14 protein-coding genes are annotated in these 18,437 nt (G+C 70.9%); 10 read left to right on the top strand and 4 right to left on the bottom strand.

Annotated elements, in window-relative coordinates; all coding sequences use genetic code 11:
* The coding region (locus ACFY2B_RS39345) for a hypothetical protein (protein WP_390767856.1) at window positions 1–1,419 on the top strand (1,419 nt) is incomplete at its 5' end.
* Here the strand turns inward: ACFY2B_RS39345 and ACFY2B_RS39340 are convergent.
* Window positions 1,382–3,508 carry an AAA family ATPase gene (locus ACFY2B_RS39340; RefSeq protein ID WP_390767855.1) on the bottom strand — a complete coding sequence of 709 codons (2,127 nt, stop codon included), beginning with the start codon at window positions 3,506–3,508 and terminating at the stop codon, window positions 1,382–1,384. The genes ACFY2B_RS39345 and ACFY2B_RS39340 overlap by 38 nt on opposite strands.
* Window positions 3,509–3,886: 378 nt before the next feature.
* Window positions 3,887–4,315, bottom strand: coding sequence for an ester cyclase (locus ACFY2B_RS39335; protein WP_390767854.1), 429 nt, complete (start codon window positions 4,313–4,315; stop codon window positions 3,887–3,889).
* A 700-nt stretch (window positions 4,316–5,015) separates the two neighbouring features.
* Here ACFY2B_RS39335 and ACFY2B_RS39330 point away from each other — a divergent pair.
* The 5 genes from ACFY2B_RS39330 to ACFY2B_RS39310 all read left to right on the top strand — a co-directional run bounded on the left by ACFY2B_RS39330 (window position 5,016) and on the right by ACFY2B_RS39310 (window position 10,677).
* Window positions 5,016–7,616 (top strand): hypothetical protein, encoded by a 2,601-nt coding sequence (locus tag ACFY2B_RS39330; RefSeq protein WP_390767853.1) that lies wholly within the window; start codon window positions 5,016–5,018, stop codon window positions 7,614–7,616.
* Window positions 7,552–7,737 carry a hypothetical protein gene (locus ACFY2B_RS39325; protein WP_390767852.1) on the top strand — a complete coding sequence of 62 codons (186 nt, stop codon included), beginning with the start codon at window positions 7,552–7,554 and terminating at the stop codon, window positions 7,735–7,737. Before ACFY2B_RS39330 ends, ACFY2B_RS39325 begins: the two co-directional genes overlap by 65 nt.
* A gap of 124 nt (window positions 7,738–7,861) precedes the next feature.
* The gene (locus ACFY2B_RS39320; RefSeq protein ID WP_390767851.1) at window positions 7,862–8,356 is read left to right on the top strand and encodes a hypothetical protein; all 495 of its coding nucleotides are present in this window, start codon (window positions 7,862–7,864) and stop codon (window positions 8,354–8,356) included.
* A 271-nt stretch (window positions 8,357–8,627) separates the two neighbouring features.
* Window positions 8,628–9,602 carry a zinc-binding alcohol dehydrogenase family protein gene (locus tag ACFY2B_RS39315; protein WP_390767850.1) on the top strand — a complete coding sequence of 325 codons (975 nt, stop codon included), beginning with the start codon at window positions 8,628–8,630 and terminating at the stop codon, window positions 9,600–9,602.
* A 52-nt stretch (window positions 9,603–9,654) separates the two neighbouring features.
* On the top strand, window positions 9,655–10,677 hold the full coding sequence (locus ACFY2B_RS39310; protein WP_390767849.1) for an MIP/aquaporin family protein: 1,023 nt from the start codon (window positions 9,655–9,657) through the stop codon (window positions 10,675–10,677).
* Here ACFY2B_RS39310 and ACFY2B_RS39305 read toward each other — a convergent pair.
* Window positions 10,595–12,043 (bottom strand): multicopper oxidase family protein, encoded by a 1,449-nt coding sequence (locus ACFY2B_RS39305; protein WP_390767848.1) that lies wholly within the window; start codon window positions 12,041–12,043, stop codon window positions 10,595–10,597. The two genes, ACFY2B_RS39310 and ACFY2B_RS39305, sit on opposite strands and share 83 nt — an antisense overlap.
* A gap of 704 nt (window positions 12,044–12,747) precedes the next feature.
* Between ACFY2B_RS39305 and ACFY2B_RS39300 the strand changes: the two genes are divergently transcribed.
* From ACFY2B_RS39300 to ACFY2B_RS39285, 4 genes are read left to right on the top strand one after another with little or no spacing between them, the layout of a single operon-like run.
* Complete coding sequence (locus ACFY2B_RS39300) at window positions 12,748–13,728, top strand: GNAT family N-acetyltransferase (RefSeq protein ID WP_390767847.1); 981 nt, start codon at window positions 12,748–12,750, stop codon at window positions 13,726–13,728.
* Window positions 13,725–15,065: an ABC transporter substrate-binding protein gene (locus ACFY2B_RS39295; RefSeq protein ID WP_390767846.1), complete on the top strand. Its 1,341-nt coding sequence runs from the start codon at window positions 13,725–13,727 to the stop codon at window positions 15,063–15,065. Before ACFY2B_RS39300 ends, ACFY2B_RS39295 begins: the two co-directional genes overlap by 4 nt.
* Window positions 15,059–16,027: a carbohydrate ABC transporter permease gene (locus ACFY2B_RS39290; RefSeq protein WP_390767845.1), complete on the top strand. Its 969-nt coding sequence runs from the start codon at window positions 15,059–15,061 to the stop codon at window positions 16,025–16,027. The genes ACFY2B_RS39295 and ACFY2B_RS39290 overlap by 7 nt, the downstream gene beginning before the upstream one ends.
* Complete coding sequence (locus tag ACFY2B_RS39285; protein WP_390767844.1) at window positions 16,024–16,893, top strand: carbohydrate ABC transporter permease; 870 nt, start codon at window positions 16,024–16,026, stop codon at window positions 16,891–16,893. The genes ACFY2B_RS39290 and ACFY2B_RS39285 overlap by 4 nt, the downstream gene beginning before the upstream one ends.
* Window positions 16,894–16,906: 13 nt before the next feature.
* Here the strand turns inward: ACFY2B_RS39285 and ACFY2B_RS39280 are convergent, their stop codons facing one another.
* Window positions 16,907–18,412 (bottom strand): PucR family transcriptional regulator, encoded by a 1,506-nt coding sequence (locus tag ACFY2B_RS39280; protein WP_390767843.1) that lies wholly within the window; start codon window positions 18,410–18,412, stop codon window positions 16,907–16,909.
* Between the last annotated feature and the right edge of the window lie 25 nt (window positions 18,413–18,437).

The following is an 18,437-nucleotide window of genomic DNA, read 5'->3' as shown; positions in this document are numbered from 1 at the left end:
AGCCGGGAGCCGGGAGCCGGGAGCCGGGAGCCGGGAGCCGGGAGCCGGGAGCCGGGAGCCGGGAGCCGGGAGCCGGGAGCCGGGAGCCGGGAGCCGACCTTCGGTTTGTCGTCGGAGTGGCTCCTGGCCGATGGCAAGCCCTTCGTGGACGGCCTGGTCCTGTCCCACCCGGAACAACTGGAACGGTTGCGCCGTGTCTGCCCCGAGGCCGTCGAGGCTTCCGTGCTGGCCGGGGATCCCTGCTTCGACCGGATGCTCGCCGCCCGTCCTCACCGGGCCCGTTTCAGGCGGGCATTGGGTGTGCGGCGGGGCCAGCGGCTCGTCGTCCTGAGTTCCACCTGGAACCCGGAGGGGTTCTTCGGCGACGGCGGTCAGGACGTCCTGCCGGGCCTGCTTCCGCGGCTCGCGGCCGAGTTGCCGGCCGACGACTACCGGCTGGCCGCGGTGCTGCACCCGAACATCTGGTACGGGCACGGACCGGGGCAGATCCGCGCCTGGCTGGATGAGGCATGCCGCAACGGGCTGGCCCTGGTCGATCCCGTGCACGCCTGGCGGCAGGCCGTTCTCGCGGCGGACGCCCTCATAGGCGATTTCGGGTCGGTCTCCTACTACGCGGCGGCTCTGGGTGTGCCGGTACTGCTGGCGGCCGACGGCCGGGACCGGCTGGACCCCGAGGCACCGCTCGCGGCCTTCGTCCGGCAGGCGCCGCGGCTGGATCCGCACGGCCCCTTGCGTGCCCAGGTGGAGAAGTTGCCGGCCGAGGGGCCCCCGGCGGCCGGCACGGCGGAGTTCGTCACATCGGTGCCAGGCGCTTCGGCGACACTGCTGCGACGGCACTTCTACCGGCTGCTGGACCTGCCCGAACCGTCGGCTCCGGCGCTGTTGGAGCCGCTGCCGTTGCCCGCGTACGATCCACCGCGCCGAACGGCCCTGCTGCGGGTCCGGACATGTGTCGACGGACCGGAAGTGCGGATCGAGCGGTCCGCGGAGGCCCCGTATCACGCGAGGGGCGACCTGCATGTCGCCGTGCACGAGGACACCCGGGATCCGGGCGGCCTGGAGGTGGCCGACGTGATCGTGCGTGACGGGCAGCCGGACGATCCCCGCCTGGGCGGCTGGCAGCTGTGGACGACGGAGGTGCTGCGCCGCTACCCGCAGTGCGCCATGGCGGTGTTCGCCGGCGGCCCGGACGAGTGCTTCGTACGGACTCGGGACGGCGGTGTGTTCCGGTTGTCCGCCGGCCCGGATGCCGACGCCGATCCGGCGGCATACGCCTCCTCACTCCACGCGTGGCTGTCGGCAGGCAATCGTGTTCCGCGCGACGGCTGCACACTCCGGGTGCACGCCGCCGGGCATGGGCACCGGGTGGCCGTGGCACCCGTCACCCCGCGGCCTCGCAGCGCAGCCGCAGACCGGTGAGGTACTGAAGGTGCGGGACCGCGGCCGGCGTGAGCAGGCGTTCCGCCGCGGCGATCCTCGTCAGCGCCTCGGTGTTCTCGCCCGCGTCATGAAGGGTTTCGGCGAGGTCCGTGAGCACCCGTGCGGTGTTGTACGCCTCCCCTTCCCGCTCGAAGAAGGCGACGGCCGATTGCAGCAGGTGCCGGGACTCCTCAAGGCGGCCCATGCCACGCAGCGCACGCCCTTGGTGGCGCTCGACCAGGGCGAGGGCGCGGGGCAGGTCCGCGGCGCCTTCCTGGCCGGAAGTGATCTGCTGGTAGACGCGCTGGGCCTCGGTGAAACGCTCGTACGCCTCCGGAAACCGGAACCGGTACAGACCGAGCAGGCCCTGTAGTTCGACGGCCGACGCCTCTCCCCGCAGATGCCCTGCCGCCTGCTCGCAGTCCACCGCGGCGCGCGCCTCGCGGTTCGCTTCGTCCACCTGGCCCAGTTGGTCCAGGCAGAAGGCCAGTTGGAAGTGGAGCGCCCCGGCCATGCGGGTGCGGGGCCGGTGCGCGTCGGCGCAGCGGGCCGCCACCCGCAGTGCGGGCAGCGCCTCGTCCTTGTGTCCGGCTTTCAGCTGCAAGGGCCACAGGGTGCGGGCCAGGCGGAGGGCCGTGGTGATGTGCTGGTGCTCCTCGGCCAGTGACACCGCCCGGACCACGTTGCCCGCTTCGGCCGCGAGGACCGCCAGCCCCTCCGCCTCGTCCTGGCAGGCGGTCCCGCTCCGCGGTTTCGGCTCGGTGCGCCAGCTCTGCGGGAGGGCGGCGTGCGCGGCGTGCAGGGCCCGGTTCAGTACGGCGTCCAGGCTGCGGTTGACGGCAGCGGAGCACTCGGCGATGCCGTGTTCCGGTCCCGCGGTGTCCACCAGGTACCGGCGTACCTCGGGCCGGAATCGGTAGCGTTCGTCCGCCAGCGGCTCCAGCAGTTGGGCGTCGGCCGCTTCGGCGAGCATCCGGGCGGCTTGTTCCGGCCGGGTGCCCGCCGCGGCGGCGGCCAGGTAGGGGTCGAGACTGGGCCAGCCGCCCAGTGCCGCGAGCCGGCACAGGCGCACGGTCGACGGCGGCAGGCGGCGGCCGGCCTGTTCCACCGCCTCGCGCACCGGATCGTGCAGGTCGGGTCCCGCGGTCGGCCGCGGGCCGGTGGAGTGATCGGATTCGGCCGCCAGTTGCATCGCCGCGGCCTTCAAGGCGAACGCGTTGCCCGCGCACCGGTCGAGCAGGTACGGCATCCGTGCCTTGGCCCGGGCGATCTTCTCCCGCCCGGCCAGGTTCCGCATCATCCGCACCGCGTAACGATCGCTCAGCGGCTGGACCTCGACGCGCTCCGCCTCCAGGGCGAAGGGCCGTCCGGAGACGACCACGAGCAGGAGCACGTCGGGTGTGCCGGGCGTGAGGCCGCGGACCTGGGCGAGTGAGGACGCGTGGTCGATGACCACCAATGCCCGGCGGCCCGCGGTGAGTTGCCGGTAGAGCCGTTCCCGGTCGGCTCCGGTGGAAGGGATGTCCTCGGGCTCGACACCCATCTGCCGCAGCAGACGCGCCAGGACCGCGGACGGTTCGAGTCCACTGTCCGACGCCGTGTCACGCAGGTCGACGTAGAACTGTCCGTCGGGGAACCGGGTGTGATGCGCGGCGCCCAGGTGCAGGGCGACAGCGGTCGTGCCGATGCCGGGCGGCCCGTGGAGCAGCGCGACGCGCGGACGGCCCGCGGCGGGCCGGGTCGCTTCCCTCGCCAGTTGCTTGAGGACGTTCTGACGGTTGGTGAAGTGATGGGGGGCGGGCGGCAGTCCGGCGGTGCGGGAGAGGGTCGCCGCCTGCTGAGTGTGGGTGCGCAGGAGGAGTGCCCATTCGCCGGCCAGCCGGGCGTCGTTGCCCAGCCGCGCGTGCACCAGGCCGGCCAGTGCCGCCTGCTCCTCCGGGTCGGCCGGCAGTGGTGTCTGTTGTCCGGTCGTCCTTCTGAGCAGCGCGCCTGTCGACAGGAGGAGTTGTCTGCCCATCTCCCCCGCAGCGCCGTTGCCCACTGAGGTGAGAAACGCGGTGAGCGCGCTGAGCGCCACGACCTCCAGCACGTCGGCCCCTCCTGGTCCCCGATCCCGGCCCTGGCCGGACTGTATCCCCGGACCAGCGGTCCCGGAGAACATTTCGGCCTTCGGGCTGCACGACCTGTCGGCGCGCACCGGACGGGGCCGGTGATCTCCTGCTCGGCGTCCACGCCGCGGGGGCCGGCGAGTGGGCGGGCGACGTCGATCACCGCTTCGGCGCCGTCGAGGGAGCCGCCACCTCCGCCGTCAGGGCGGCCCGCTTCTTCCTCATGGCCCACGCCTACGTCACCGGTCGGGTCGGCACGGTCGACGACGGCGAACACCTCGTCCGGCTCCGGCCCCGTGGCGGGCGCCGGACCTGTGGTGGGCGCCGGTGCAGTCGGCGGCTCGGTCGGCCGGGCCGCGTCAGCCGTCTTCGGCCGGCGTCGCGGTGAGGCGCTGGTAGAGCTCCCAGCCGGCACGCTCGACCCAGTTGTGCACGAGCTTGCCGTCCTCGCGCACCGCCCAGACGGCGGTGCCGCTGAAGGAGATCGGCCGCCCGTCGGCCTCGGTGCCCAGGACGCCGTTGTTCCGTCCGTGCAGGCGCCAGCGTGAGGCGACCCGGCTGCCGTCCTGGTTCTGGAAGGTCTCGATCACCTCCAGCCGGAGGTCGTCGACCTGGTCGAGGAAGGCCCTGATCCAGTTCTTGAAGTTGTCACGTCCCTCGATGCGCTCTCCCGCGTTGGTGATGACGAAGTCCTCGACGACGAAGTCGTCTGCTTTCTCCGGATCGTGTGCGTTCCACACCTGCTCCCAGAACGCCTCCACGATCTCGACGGAACTCGCGTACGCCATGGGATCCTCCATCGGTTCGTCGACAGGTCATGTCCGACGACGTATCGACAGCCGGGCAGACCCGGTACGGCGCGCCGCCGGTCGGTGCGGAGTGGTCTCGCCGCACCCTGTCACCATACATACAAGTATGTATGGTGGGCCGCGCCGGTTCCGGCGTCGGCGGCCTGGGGCGGCATGAGCCGCCGGGCCCCGCCACGCACCGACTGAGATGCCCCTGCCAAGACAGAACGGTCCTTCGGCACCGAGGAACACTCACGAGAGTGAACTTCAGCCCTGGGCCCGGTGGACCACCGCATAGTGAGTACGCCAGGAGGCGCCGGATCGGGCTGCGAACGGCGCCCAGCCACCCCCGCAGGAGTCACCATGGAACCTCTTTTCCGTCTGGCCCTGTTACGCCCCGCCATCACGCAGGACCCCGGGAACCCGAGCGTCGGACTGTCCCAGCAGACCGATTTCCAGCGGGCCCTGTCCGTCGCGTCGAGCACGCCGGACCCCCGCCCCGAACTGCGGCGGGTGGTCGGCGCGTACGTCGTCGGCCCGCTGTTCGTCGGCAAGCCCGAGCAGGCCCCTCTCGCCAAGGAGACGGCCAGGTTCGCGGCCACGCTCGACCGGCTGCCCGCCCTGGCCTCGGCGAGAGCAGCGGCGGCAGCGGTCGAGACCCGGCCCCGCCGCGCCGTTACCGCCCTCGCTGCGGGACACGGTGATCGCCGCCGCCCGGGACGCGTTCGGCGCGGCCCCGGCGGACGTCGTGCAGAGCGCACCGTACAAGGATGCCGTGGCCCGGCTCCGGGACAGTGTGCTGGCCATCAAGTACCTGCCCGCCGAGCACACCAGACCGCTGGAAGAACTCGTCCGTCAGCTGCGTCACCTGGAGATCGTCTCGCGCCTCGTGACACACACCGCTTTCCCGGCCGGCCCCCAGGAGTTGCGGCGGGCCCGCAGGCGTCCGCTGCGGCTGCCGGGTGCGACCGGACTCGAACCCGTTCTGTCCACCCTCCAGGCCGAACGCAGGCAGCGGGAGAAGGAGGCCGAGGCCGCCGGGGTCCGGCGAGCACGAGCGGAGCAACTGCTGGGGGTCTACCGGCAGTTGCGTACGGCGATCGGCGAACTCACCGGCCTGGGCGGCGAGCATTTCAGCATCTCCGCGCAGAGCGAGTCGGCGGAGGTGCTGCCGCCCGCCGACTACACCCCGCCCGCCGAACTGGCCCGTCAGATCAGCTTCCACAGCCGTCTCGCGGAGGCCAACCTGCGGGCCCTGGGCGCGGGTACGGGAACCGGCGGCGGCGTGGTCGGCGGCACCAGCGCTGAAGCCGCGGCCGAGGAGCCCCCGCCGGATCCCGCGCAGCCCACGGTCGTGGCCGGAGCCGCGCAGCTCGCCGGCGAGGTCTTCGGCGCCAAGCCGGACCTGCTCGCGGGCAGCCCCGGCTTCATCCCGGCGGTCCTCAAGGAGCTGAGCTTCCGGCTCGGACCGAACGCGGCGCAGCAGTTGTCGGAGGCCACCCGGACCCTGCTGACGGCACGCGGCATCGACGTGAGCGCCCAGCCGCTGGACCGGATCGTCGCCCTGCTCCAGAGCGAGGTCGACCAGACGGCCGCCGAGCTGGAGAAGCTGTTCGGGAAGCCGGCCAGACGCAGCGTACGGCGCATCGGCGGCACGCTGGTCACCACCTCCACACCGCTGCCGTCGGTGTGGAACGCGATCACCGTCGGCGAACTGGATCCGATCGAGCAGATCCCGCTGGAGGGTGAGCGCGTTCCGGCCGCCCAGGGCAGCGTGAAGCCGTCCGGAGTCGCCGATCTCCTCGTGGTCCGGCAGCAGTTGATCGGCTACGAGGGCGCCGACATCGCCCACATCGAGAACGTGCTCAAGGGCGAGACCAAACTGCGCGAGCACACCCGGCGGGAGGAGACCGAGCAGATCACGGTGCGGGAGACGGAGACGACCACCTCCGAGGAGCGTGAGCTGGAGTCGACCGACCGCTTCGAGATGAGCCGGGAGTCCAGTGCCGTCATCAAGGAGGACGCGGCGCTGAAGGCCGGGCTGACGGTCTCCGGGAAGTACGGACCCACGGTGGAGTTCTCGGCCTCCGCCGAAGGCTCCGTCTCCCGGTCGAAGGAGGAAGCGACCAAGTCGGCCTCCGACTTCTCCCAGGACGTCACCCAGCGCAGTGCCAGCAAGATCGCCGAACGAGTGCTGGAGCGCACCTCGTTGCGGGTCACCACCGAGGTCACCGAGAAGAACACCCACACCCTGGACAACAACCCCGGCATCGAGCACATCTCCGGTGTCTACCAGTGGGTGAACAAGGTGTACCAGGCGCAGATGTTCAACTACGGGCTGCGCACCATGTTCGACTTCATGATCCCGGAACCCGCCGCGTTCCTCATCCACACCCTCCAGTCGGCGCACGCGGGAGCCGTCCAGCTCGACAAGCCGCCGTCCTTCACCCTCCAGGCGAACCAGGTCGACGAGACCAACTACCACTACTGGGTGCAGGCGTACCAGGCGACGGACGTCACCCCGCCGCCCGAGACGTACGTGACCAAGTCCTTCGACTTCAAGGCGGGCGGCGGGGACAGCAAGACCAACTACAACCACTCCGGCCAGATCACCGTCGACGAGGGCTACCAGGCGTTCCAGGGGTCCGTGGCCTACCTGTGCAACATCTGGGAGAGCCAGCACTCCCTGGACGTCGCGGTGGGTCGCAGGACGCACCGGTTCGGTCCGGGGGACAGCTGGGTGTGGATCACCATGCTGGACGAGGAGCAGGGCTCCCTTCCGGTCGCCGTCGACACCTTCCGTCTCTCCCAGGTCGCGGTGGCCGTCGAGGTCAAGTGCAGGCGCACCGAGCGCGCGATGGAGAAGTGGCGGGCGGAGACCCACGCCAAGCTGACCACCGCCTACCGCGCCCGGCTCGCCGAGTACGAGGAGAAGCTCGCCGCCCTGACCCTGGAGGCCGGTGTCGCCATCGAGGGCCGCAACCCGCAGGCCAACCAGGAGCTGATCGCCCACGAACTGCGCAAGAACTGCGACGTGGGTCGCGTACCCGTACTTCTGGGGCCGGAAGGGCCAGTGGGACGAGCGCCTCGCGTACGACGACCCCGACCCGTTGTTCAACCAGTTCCTCAAGGCCGGGTACTGCCGGGTCACGGTCCCCGCCCGCTTCGGCTTCGAAGGTGCCATCGACCACTTCATGAACTTCGGCGAACTGTGGAACGGCGGCCCCCTCCCGACCGTGTCGAGCCCGCTGTACCTGCCGATCGCCGACGAGATCGCCGAACGGCTCGACCGGCCCGGTGACGAGATCCCCCAGGGCGAGCACTGGACCGTACGCATCCCCACCAGCCTCGTACGGCTCCGCGCCGACGACCGGCTGCCCCGCTGGGTGCAGAACGCCCAGGGCGAGTGGGTCGAGGACTAGCGGATGAAACACTTCGTCCTGGTGGCGGGGTACGAACTGCCGCCCAAGAACCTCCCGTTCCGGGCGTGACCCCGACGACAAGGATCCGCGTGCGAAGGACTTCCACGCGGCGAACATGGAGCCCGTGGAACTCGCCGCTTTCCAGGCCGCCTATCACCCCGACGGCATCAACTGGACCTGGGGTTGCGCGTTCGACGAGACCGTCCACCAGATCCTGACCAAGCTGGAATTCCACCCCGAATACCGGTCCGCCGGTCTTCCGGACGGCAAGGCCCTGGCGTTCCGCAATCTCACTCAGGGCCAGATCTACGTGCTCGAAAAAGGTCTGGGCACCACCTTCCCCGGCCATCGGGAGGTCGACGTGACCTTCGGTGAGATGAAGCGGTTCTTCCGCAAATACCTCCTGTCCTCCTACAGCCACGCCCTCGCGGTCGCCTCCCGGCGGAGGACGTTCGGCGGGCTGATCGGCACCTACGCCGAACCCGACACCGGCCCCCGTCCGCTGATGCACATCAACAGCGGCTTCAGCAGGCACTTCACCTTCTACAAGAACTACTTCGGCTTCGCCTTCGACCCGGAGGGGCGGCGGTACGGCCGGTACGACCCGGCCTTCGCCTGAGTCCCGATTCCCGGTACGGGCGCACGGCCCCTCGTCGGGCGGGGACGGAACCTGAGAATGGCCGGAAAGCACCACAGGTTCCGTCCGCGGACCGGCCGGAGCCGCGGTAATCCCAGCCGCCGCGAGCCTCCGACCCTCACTATCTTCAATCAAGATAGTTTTCATCAAATCCTTTCGCTGGACGCGATGAAACGGACGCGTCATGCTGGGTGGTGTGGGGGGGCGCCACACGGCGGACTGAAAAACCTGCCCAGCCCAGAAAGGTCCCGTCATGCGTGCTCTGCGTTTCGACCGCTTCGGCGATCCCCGAGTCCTGTCGCTCGCCGAGTTGCCCGACCCCGTGCCGGGGGACGGCGAGGCCGTGGTGGCCGTCCGGGCCGCCTCGGTGAACCCGTCGGACCTGAAGAACATCGCCGGCCAGTTCGAGGACACCACCCTTCCCCGCATTCCCGGCCGCGACTTCGCCGGCGTCGTCATCGACGGCCCCCGTGACTGGGCCGGCGTCGAGGTCTGGGGCACCGGAGGCGACGTCGGCTTCACCCGCGACGGCTCGCACGCGCAGACGATCACCGTTCCGGCGGCGGCGCTGGCCCGCAAGCCCGAGCGGCTGAGTTTCGAGGAGGCCGCGACCGTGGGCGTCAACTTCGTCACCGGCTGGCTCGGTGCCGTCGAGGCCGCCCAGCTGACCAAGGGCGAGACCATCGCCGTGTTCGGTGTCTCCGGCGGCGTCGGCCGCGCCGTGGCCCAGATCGCCCACGCCCTCGGCGCGCATGTGATCGGTCTGGCCCGGGCGCACCCGGCCGACGGGAGCCCGGCCGCAACCGTCAGCGACGAGTTCGTCGCGCTGGACGGCGCCCCGCAGGACATCGCCGGCCAGATCAAGCAGCTCACCGGCGGCAGGGGCGCGGACGTGGTGTACGACGCCGTCGGCGGTGTCACCACACCCGCCGCACTGGCCTCCCTGGCCCCGCGCGGCCGGCTCGTGGTGATCAGCGCCGTGGGCACGCGGACCGTGCAGACCGACCTGGTCGCCCTGTACCGCAACGAGAGCCGCGTCCTCGGTTGCAACAGCGCACGCTACGACGTCGTCGAGTCGGGCGCCCGGCTCCAACGGCTCACACCCTTCTTCGAATCCGGACAGTTCACCCCGCCGCCCATCACCGGCCGCTACGGTCTGGAGCACGGCCAGGACGCCTACCTCGCGGTGGAGAACGGGATCCGTGGCCGCGTCGTCATCTGCCCATGAAGCCGGCTCCTCGTCCATCCGCGCTGGAGGACCCACCCCGGAACCCGCCCTCATGAGCCTGGCCCCCGGACCGAACGGTTCACCGGACCGCACCGCCCCCGCCACCGCGCTCACCTGGCGAACGGTGGCACGGGGCAGCGCCTCGGAGTGCCTGCTCGCGACGGTGCTCCTCTTCGGTGTGACCACGATCGTGCGCTGGGTCGCGGGCCCGTCGCCCGTGTCGGCCACGATCCCCGGGATCCACCAGGAGCTGCTCGTCATCGGCGCGTGTGTCGGGGTGCTGCTCGCGCTGCTGATCCTCAGCCCGGCCGGAAAGGCATCAGGTGGGCACATCAATCCGGCCATCTCGCTTGCCATGTGGCGCTTCGGCCTCTTTCCCGGCGCCGCGGTAGTCCCGTACAGCGTGGCGCAGCTCGCCGGATCCCTCCTGGGCACGCTGGCGGGCCGCGCCGTATGGGGCCCGGCCCTGGGCAGACCGCCGGTCAGCGACGCCGCGTTGCAACCCGGGCCCGGCTGGTCCGCCGGAGCGCTGTTCGCCGGCGAGGCCACCTCAATGGGGATCATCGTTCTGCTCGTCGGGGTGTTCCTCGCGGTGCCCGGACTGGTGCCGCTGGTCCCCTGGCTCGTCGGGCTCCTGATCGGAGCGGCGATCGCCCTGCTGGGGACCACGACCGGTGGGTCGGTCAACCCGGCCCGCCAGTTCGGACCGGCCCTCGCCGCCGGGCGGCTGGACTTCCTCTGGGTCTACCTGCTGGCGCCCCTGGTGGGCGCGTTCGTGGCAGCCGCGTTCCGCAACGCCCTTGTCCGCCGCAGGTCAGGCAGGCCACGCCGAGGCGGAGCGGAACCGGGCGACGCCGCCCGCCCGCGGGCCCGTCACCGCCGTCCCGACGCGTCCGCGACTCCTCCTCCGGCCGACGGCCCTCGGGCCGGTGTCCGCCGACGGACCGAGTTCACGGCCCCTGAGCGGCACCCGGCCGATCCGGGGCCCGCGGTCACTTCTCGTCGCCCTTTCCAGGACCCGTGCTGCCGTCGACGATGTCCAGGACCGACATCATCCCCATGTCCTCGTGGTTGAGGAGGTGGCAGTGCAGCACGGTCCGCCCGGTGAAGTCCTTGAACCGGATCCGCAGGACGAGCTTCTGTCCACGCAGGATGTTGACCGTCTCGTGCCAGGCGTAGGCGGGGTCCACCGGCTTTCCGTTCAGGGACATCACCTGGAACAGGTTGGTGTGGACGTGGAAGGAGTGGTCCTCCTGCGTGTCGTTGGTGACGGTCCACTCCTCGACGGTGTTGAGCCGGGAGACGAAGTCGATGCGGTTCGGGTCGTAGTACTTGCCGTTGATGTAGTACTTGTCAGGGTTTTCCTGCTCCGTGTACACCATCGTCTTGCGGTCGGCGATCCGGGCGTGGGTGAGGTCGTCGAGGGGCCCGAAGAGGGACGGGAGAGCGGCCCGCGCCACCGGGGAACCGCCGGTGGCGACCGTCGCCAGGTTCACCTGCGGGAAGCTGTTGCCCGCCGGCCCGGTGTAGAACGGCTGCGTCTCCAGCTGGGCGGTGCCCGCCTCGCCTCCCTGCACCAGCACGTCGTACCGGGCGGCGGCCGGGATGATCAGCGTGTCCGTGGAGTAGATCCGGTGGACGGGATAACCGTCCTGCGCGATCACGTGGAAGGTGGTCCCCTTGAGGTGCAGCTTGTAGTAGATGTTGGCGCCGATGTTGGCGAGCCGCCACAGCTGGGTCTCCCCCGGACGGATCCGGATCACGGGATTCTGCTGGCCGTTGACCGTGCGGTTGGTCGGGGGCTGGATCTTCAGCGGATAGACATGGATCTCGTCGCCCTGGATCTGATTGTCCTTCAGGGCGACCACGCGCTCCGTGATGTCGCGCAGGGAGGGCGGCAGGTACTTCCGCAGCCCGTCGACGATGATGAGGCCCGATTCACCGCCGGCCACTTGCGGGGCCGAGTACATGTCGATGTGCGAGTGGTACCAGTACGTGCCCGGTGTGATGTCCCGCGGCAGCCGGTAGGTGTAGTTGTAGGTCGTGTTGGGCTTGATGGAGAGGAAGATGTCGTCGGCCGGCCGGCGCGGGGAGACGTGCAGCCCGTGTGTGTGCAGGTTGGTGTCCGGCGTGACGCCCTGCCACTTCTTCCCGACGCGGTTCACCATGGCCAGTTCGATGCGGTCGCCCGGCTGGACACGGAGCGTGGGCGGCATGTAGCGGCCGTTGTAGGTCAGCGCCCACAGCTTCCGGTCGCCCACCCACACCTTGCGCCGCTCCACCACGAGGGTGGTCCGCAGCACCCCGTTCCGGCTCACCATCTCCGGGGGGTTCTGGAGGTCGGCGCCCTTGGTGTGCTGCCCGGCCGGCGACACGTCGGCTCCCGCCCGCTCGGACTGCGGCGCGTCACAGCCGGACAGCCAGGTCACGGCAAGCGCCAAGGCAACCAGGAGCCGAGCCACCTTGGGAAATGGGCGCATGACGGTCTCTCTCTCGGCGGACGGTCCTCGGGCGGGCGGAAACCGGGCGGGCCGGACATGACGGACCCCGGTCCGTGTGCGTGGCGCGCCGGGACCGGCAGGGCAGGGCGCTCAGGCCCGTCAACCGTGGAAGATAGTGCGCAATTGTCATTTTTAGTGATCTGACACTCCGTCGGATCCCGGACGCCTGACCTGAAAGAGGCGACCGCCGAAGCCTCTGAACGCCGTCCGGTGAATGACCTTCGAAGGCATTCCCGCCGCCACGCCGCTCCGGCCGGCACACGGAGATTCTTACGGCTCTCCCGGCGGGTGACACCGGCGGATCATTGCACAATTACCGGACATACAACTAAATTTGCTACCACTGCTTCGAGAGGTCACCGGCAGACGGGGGCAAGGGATGAGCGCGGACGCCCGATTCGCGGTGACGACCGGGAAGCCGTTGGGCCCCGGGACCGGGCCGTACGGAACCGGCCGGAGCGACGACAGGTCCAGGTGCCGTACGTGCGCGCGCGTGCCGATACCCGGGCCCGCCCCTACTCTCCGTGCGGGCGGTCTCAGCGGCGGCGAACCAACCCCGCGGCACGACGACTCGCCCGTGTCCCAAAAGGCATGCGGTGGCGCTGACTTGACGGTGGCCCGCGCAGGGAAGGACAGACCCGTCGATGACCGATCGCACGACGAAGACCCGGGCCAGGACGCGTGGCTTTCGTGCGGGCGACGGCCCGCAGCTGGTGGCGGCGTGGTGCCGCGCCGCGCCCGCCGACCCGGTCACCCCGGACCGCTTCCGCTCGACGGTCCTGCTCGACGCCAACTTCGACCCTGAAGGGCTGCGGATCGCGGTCGACGGCGACCGTGTCGTCGGCGCCGCCTACGCGGTGCGCCGGCTGACACCGATGTCCGGCACCGACCTGGAACCGGAGCAGGGCTGGATCCCGTTCTTCTTCGTCGACCCGGCCGCCCGCGGGCGCGGCCTCGGCCGCGAGCTGCTGACCGACGCCCTCGACTGGCTGCACGGCCACGGCCGTACCCGGGTGGACTTCTCCTCGTACACCCCGAACTACGTCCTGCCCGGCCTGGACGGAGCGGCGTATCCGGAAGCGGCCGGGCTCCTTGAGTCCCTGGGCTTTCGCACGCTGTACGAGGCAGCGGCGATGGACCGGTGTCTGGTCGGCTACCGCCTCCCGGACGACGTCGCGCGCCGCTTCGACGAACTGACGGCGCGGGGCCACCGGTTCGCCACCCCGGCCGACGACGACCTGGTGGAACTGCTGGCGCTCGCCGGGCAGCGGTTCAGCCCGGACTGGGCGCGCGCGATCCGGGACTGCCTGGCCGTGGGCACGCCGCTCGACCGGATCGTCGTCGCCCGGGACCCCGCGGGCCGCCTGGCCGGCTGGGCGATGCACGGCGCGTACGGGTCCACGGACGAGCGGTTCGGCCCGTTCGGCGTGCTGGCGGAACTGCGCGGCGCCGGACTCGGCAAGGTCCTGCTCCACCTGGTGCTGGAGCGGATGCGGGCGCGCGGTGCGCACTCGGCGTGGTTCCTGTGGACCGGCGAGCGGTCCCCGGCGGGCCGGCTGTACCACACGGCCGGTTTCACCACGACCCGGGTGTTCCGTGTGATGCGCCGGGAGACCGCCCGATGACGTCGTCCCGCCGCACCGGCGGACTGAGCCGCCGTCACTTCGCGCTCGCGCTGCCCTCGGCGCTGCTCGCGTCCGGCTGCGCCGCGCCCCACCGGGGCACCGGGCGCCCCGGTGATCCCATCGTCCTCACCCTGCTGTCCCACTATGCGAGCGGGGCGCTCAAGGCGGCGCTGCAAGGCCCGGTCGACGAGTGGAACGCCACGCACGACCGGATCAAGGTCATGACGAAAGCCGTCGAGTTCACCGACCTGCTGACCACGTTCATGGTCCGGCAGGCCGCGGGCCAGGGCACCGACATCCTCCACCCGTACTGCCTGTGGAACGGCCAGCTCGTCCGGGCCGGTGTCCTGCGCCCCGCTCCGGCCGAGCACGCCGAGGAGATCACGCGCCGCTACGGCGGGGCTGCGGCCCGCTCCTCGTCGGTGCGGGGCACGGTCTACGGCTACCCCACCGAGGTGCAGACGTACGCCCTGTACTACAACAGGCGGCTGCTGCGTGAGGCCGGCGTCGACGGCCCTCCGCGCACCTGGCGGGAGCTGGAGGAGACGGCCTACCGCACCACCGAACGGGACCGGTACGGCAACACGCTGGTCCAGGGGTTCGGGCTGTCGACCATCGACGACTCCACCACCGTCGGTCAGACCCTGGCGCTGCTGGGCGCCGCCGGCGGGACGTTCGTCTCCGCGGACGGCAGGAGCACCACCATCGACTCCGCGGCCGGCCGGGCCGTGTTCGACCTGGAGCACCGGCTCGTCGCCAACGGCGCGAGCGCCCCCGGCGTCAATGTCTACAAGGCGTTCCCGTCCGGGCAGGTGGCCATGGTGGTCAGCGCTGGCTGGTGGACCGGGAGCCTGAAGGCCCTGATGGGCAAGGACTACCGTGACGTCGGTGTCGCGCCGCTGCCCCTCCCCGACATGGCCGACGAGCGGGCCACACTCGCCACCGGCTTCATGCTGGGGGTCAACGCGGCCAGCGAACACCCCCGCGAGGCATGGGAGTTCCTGCGCTGGCTCAACACCGAGAAGGTGGGGGTGCAAAGCGCCCGGAAGGGCGCGGCGGCGACCCGGATGAGTTCGCTCCAGGTGTCGGCCGGTTCCATGACCGGCCGTGCCGACGACATGCGCACGCTCCTGAGCGGGGACGGCGACCCCAACCTGCGCCCGTTCCTGGACGCCCTGGGGTACGCGGTGCCGGAGCCGAACGGGCCGGGCGCGCAGCAGGCCAAGTCGCTGCTGCGCAAGAACATCGAGGCGTTGTGGACCGGTCAGCAGTCGGTCGACGAGGCGCTGCGCACCACCCGCCGTCAGGTCGATCAGGAGATGTCCCGCGCATGGTGAACACGCTGACGTCGGTGACGACCGAGCGGACGCACGACCCGCGCTCCGCCGGGGCCGCCGCCGACGACGACCGCGGCCCGGCCCGGCGCCGGCGCCGCCAGGCCGTCGTCGCCTATCTCTTCCTGGCGCCGACACTGCTGTTCTTCGTGGTCTTCCTGATCCTGCCGCTCGGCTTCGCGCTGCTGCTGTCCCTGTCCCGCTGGACCGGTTTCGACCTCGGTGACATCGATCCGGTCGGCCTGGACAACTTCGCCGGTCTCTTCGCGGACGGGTCGACGTTCCTGACGCCGATCCTCACCAACACGCTGCTGTTCGCCCTGGGCACCGTGGCCCTCACCCTCGCCGGCTCGGTGCTCGTGGCCGTCTGCATCGACAGACTGCGGTTCCAGGGGCTGTGGCGCACCCTGTACTTCCTGCCGATCGTGACGACCGTCGTCGCCGTCGGCAACGTGTGGAAGTACATGTACGAGCCGGGCGGCCTGGTCAACGGCGTGCTCAACGCCCTCGGACTCGGCTCGGTGGCGTTCCTTCAGGACCCGGACACCGCGCTGCCCTCGGTGGTGGTCGTCCAGGCATGGGCCTCGGCCGGCTCGGCGATCCTCGTCCTGACGGCCGGGCTGAAGTCCGTTCCCGAGTCGTACTACGAGGCCGCCGCGCTCGACGGCGCCGGGCCCGTCACCGTCTTCTGGAAGATCACGCTGCCGCTGCTGCGGCCGTCCCTGCTGTTCGTGTGCGTCACCCAGTTCCTCACCGGGTTGCAGTCCTTCGCGCTGATCACCGTGATGACCAGGGGCGGACCGGGTGACGCGACGAACGTGGCCGCACTGGAGATGTACCGGCAGGCTTTCTCGTACGGCGACTGGGGCACCGCGAGCGCCGCCGCCTTCGTGCTGTTCCTGGTGGTCCTCGTGGTCACCCTGGCGCAGTTGTGGTTCTTCCGGCGCACGGGGGAGGACGCGTGAGCCGCCGCCGTTTCCCGTGGCTGTCGTATCTGGTCGTCGTGACCGGCGCCGTCCTCACAGTGGTGCCGTTCCTCGACATGGTGATGACGTCCTTCAAGGGGCCCGGCGAAGCGGGCACGCTGCCCTACCGGTTCCTGCCCGAGGCGTTCGACCTGTCCAACTACCGGGCAGCGATCGACCAGCTCGATCTGCCGGTGCTCTTTCGCAACAGCGTCGTCGCCACCGCCGTGATCACCGGATCGGTGCTGCTCACGTCGTCGCTCGCCGGCTACGCGCTCGCCAAACTGCGCTTCCCCGGCCGGGACCTGGTCTTCCGTCTCGTGCTGTCGACGATGATGTTCCCGCCGTTCCTGTTCTTCGTCCCGCACTTCCTGATCCTGGTGCACTGGCCGCTGGCGGGCGGCAACGACCTGTTCGGGCAGGGCGGGGCGGGCCTGACCGTCAGCATCGCGGCGCTCGCCATGCCGTTCCTCGTCAACGGTTTCGGGATCTTCCTGATGCGCCAGTTCATGGTGTCGATCCCGGACGAGGTCATCGAGGCGGCGCGGCTCGACGGGGCCGGCGAGTTCGCCGTGTGGTGGCGGATCGTGGTGCCGCAGACCAGGCCGGTGGTGGTGACGCTCGGGCTGCTGACCTTCGTGGACGCCTGGAACGAGTACATCTGGGCGCTGCTCGTCTCGACCGCCGACCCGGAGGTGATGACCCTGCCGGTCGGCATCCAGCTCCTGCAGGACTACGTCGACCCGACCCGCACGCTGCCCGTCGTCATGGCCGGACTGGTCCTGAGCGTCCTTCCGGTCCTGGTCTTCTTCCTGCTGCTGCAGAAGTACTACATCCGCGGCGTCATGCTCAGCGGGCTGAAGTAGTCCGGGCACCGGATCAGGACGTCGTGGTGCCGGAGAGCAGGGCCCGGGCCTGGAAGGCGATCCACAGTTCGGTGAGGTCGGCGGTCTCGGCGAGCAGGCGGCCGGTGAGCTGTTCCACTCGCTGCATCCGGTACATCACCGTCTGCTTGTGCACGTTCAGGGCGGCCGCTGTCCGCTGCCACGACCGGCGGTGCCGCAGGAAGGTCTCCAGCGAACCGGTCAGGTCGGTCCCGTTGGCCTCGTCGTAGTCGAGCAGCGGGCCGAGGACCCGGTCCGCGACCGTCTGTGCCTCCTCGATGCTGCGCAGCACCGTGTAGGTCGTCTCGTCGCCGTAGCGGGCCCTCCGCTCGGGTGAGGTGCGGGCCAGGGACAGGGCCCACACCGCCTCGCGCCGGGCCGCGGGGATCCGCTCGGGGCTGCCGACGGTGGTGCTCACGCCGAGTGCCGTCCGCGGTCCGAGCCTGTGGTGCAGGGCGGCGAGGTCGCTCGGGTCGTCGCGCAGCAGGGCGAGGAACAGGTCGCCGCGTTTGAGGAGCAGGTGGGGGATGCGGCGGCGGCTCAGTGTCAGGTGGAGATCCCGCTGTCCTGGGCCGTCGTCGTGGTGTGCGGCCACGACGAGGGCGTGGGCGGAATCGAGTCCGGTGGCCGAAAGCTCCCGGCGGGCGGTGGGGCCGTCGATGCGGGTGTCGAAGAGATGGGCGAGGAGTTCGGCGCCCAGACGGCGCTCGTGTTCCCGGACCATCGCCTGGTGGGCGGTTTCCACGGCGGCGGCGGTGGCCAGGTGGTGCAGCAGGGAGGTGTCCATGCCGGGCAGGTCCACGGCGACCAGGACCGCGGGTTCCGCGGCGGGGACCTCCACCGCCAGTGCCGTGGTGCGGCCGGCCGGCTGGAGGTGCAGCACTCCGGGGATCCGGCCGTCGTGTGCGCCGATGCCGGCGAGCAGTGCCTCGCGCAGCGCGGGGTCCGGTTCCGGGGCCGTCGGGTCGACGGGGTGGCCGGTGGAGGTGTCGAGCAGCAGCAGACGGCAGCCGAGATCACGGCCCAGCCGGGCGATGGGTGAGTCACCGGTCCGGCCGCCCAGGGTGTCCCTCAGCGCGCCGTAGATCCGTTCGATCTGGCCGAAGCGCGCGGAGTCCTCGCCCGAGTTGGCGTCGGCGACGGCACGCGCCACCGCGGCGAAACTGACCGAGTACGACGCGGTGAGCACGGCCAGGTCCCGTTCCTCTGCGGCCGCGCGCAGTGCGCCGCGCAGTGCGGGCATCTGAGGGTCCTCGCCGACCACGATGCCGCTGGCGCCGGCGTCGGCGCAGCTGTGCAGCAGGGCGGCCTGGGCGGCGCCGTCCGCCGGGAGCGTGCGCCCGTTGCGCATCAGCAGTTCGCCGCCCGCCATCCAGTCCCACGGGCTGTCGAGATCGGAGGCGTGAGCCCAGGAGACGGTTCTGTCCAGGCCCGACGCACCGGCGAAGAGGGCGAGACGCAGGTGGGGCAGGTTCAGCACGTCTGCGACGGTGGCACGCACGGCTCCTCCGCGGGGTTTGTGTGTT

This window comes from Streptomyces sp. NPDC001270 (assembly GCF_042896695.1).
Classification (GTDB): Bacteria; Actinomycetota; Actinomycetes; order Streptomycetales; family Streptomycetaceae; genus Streptomyces.
Note: the sequence above shows the minus strand (reverse complement) of the source record. Positions and strands in the feature narration are given on the sequence as shown.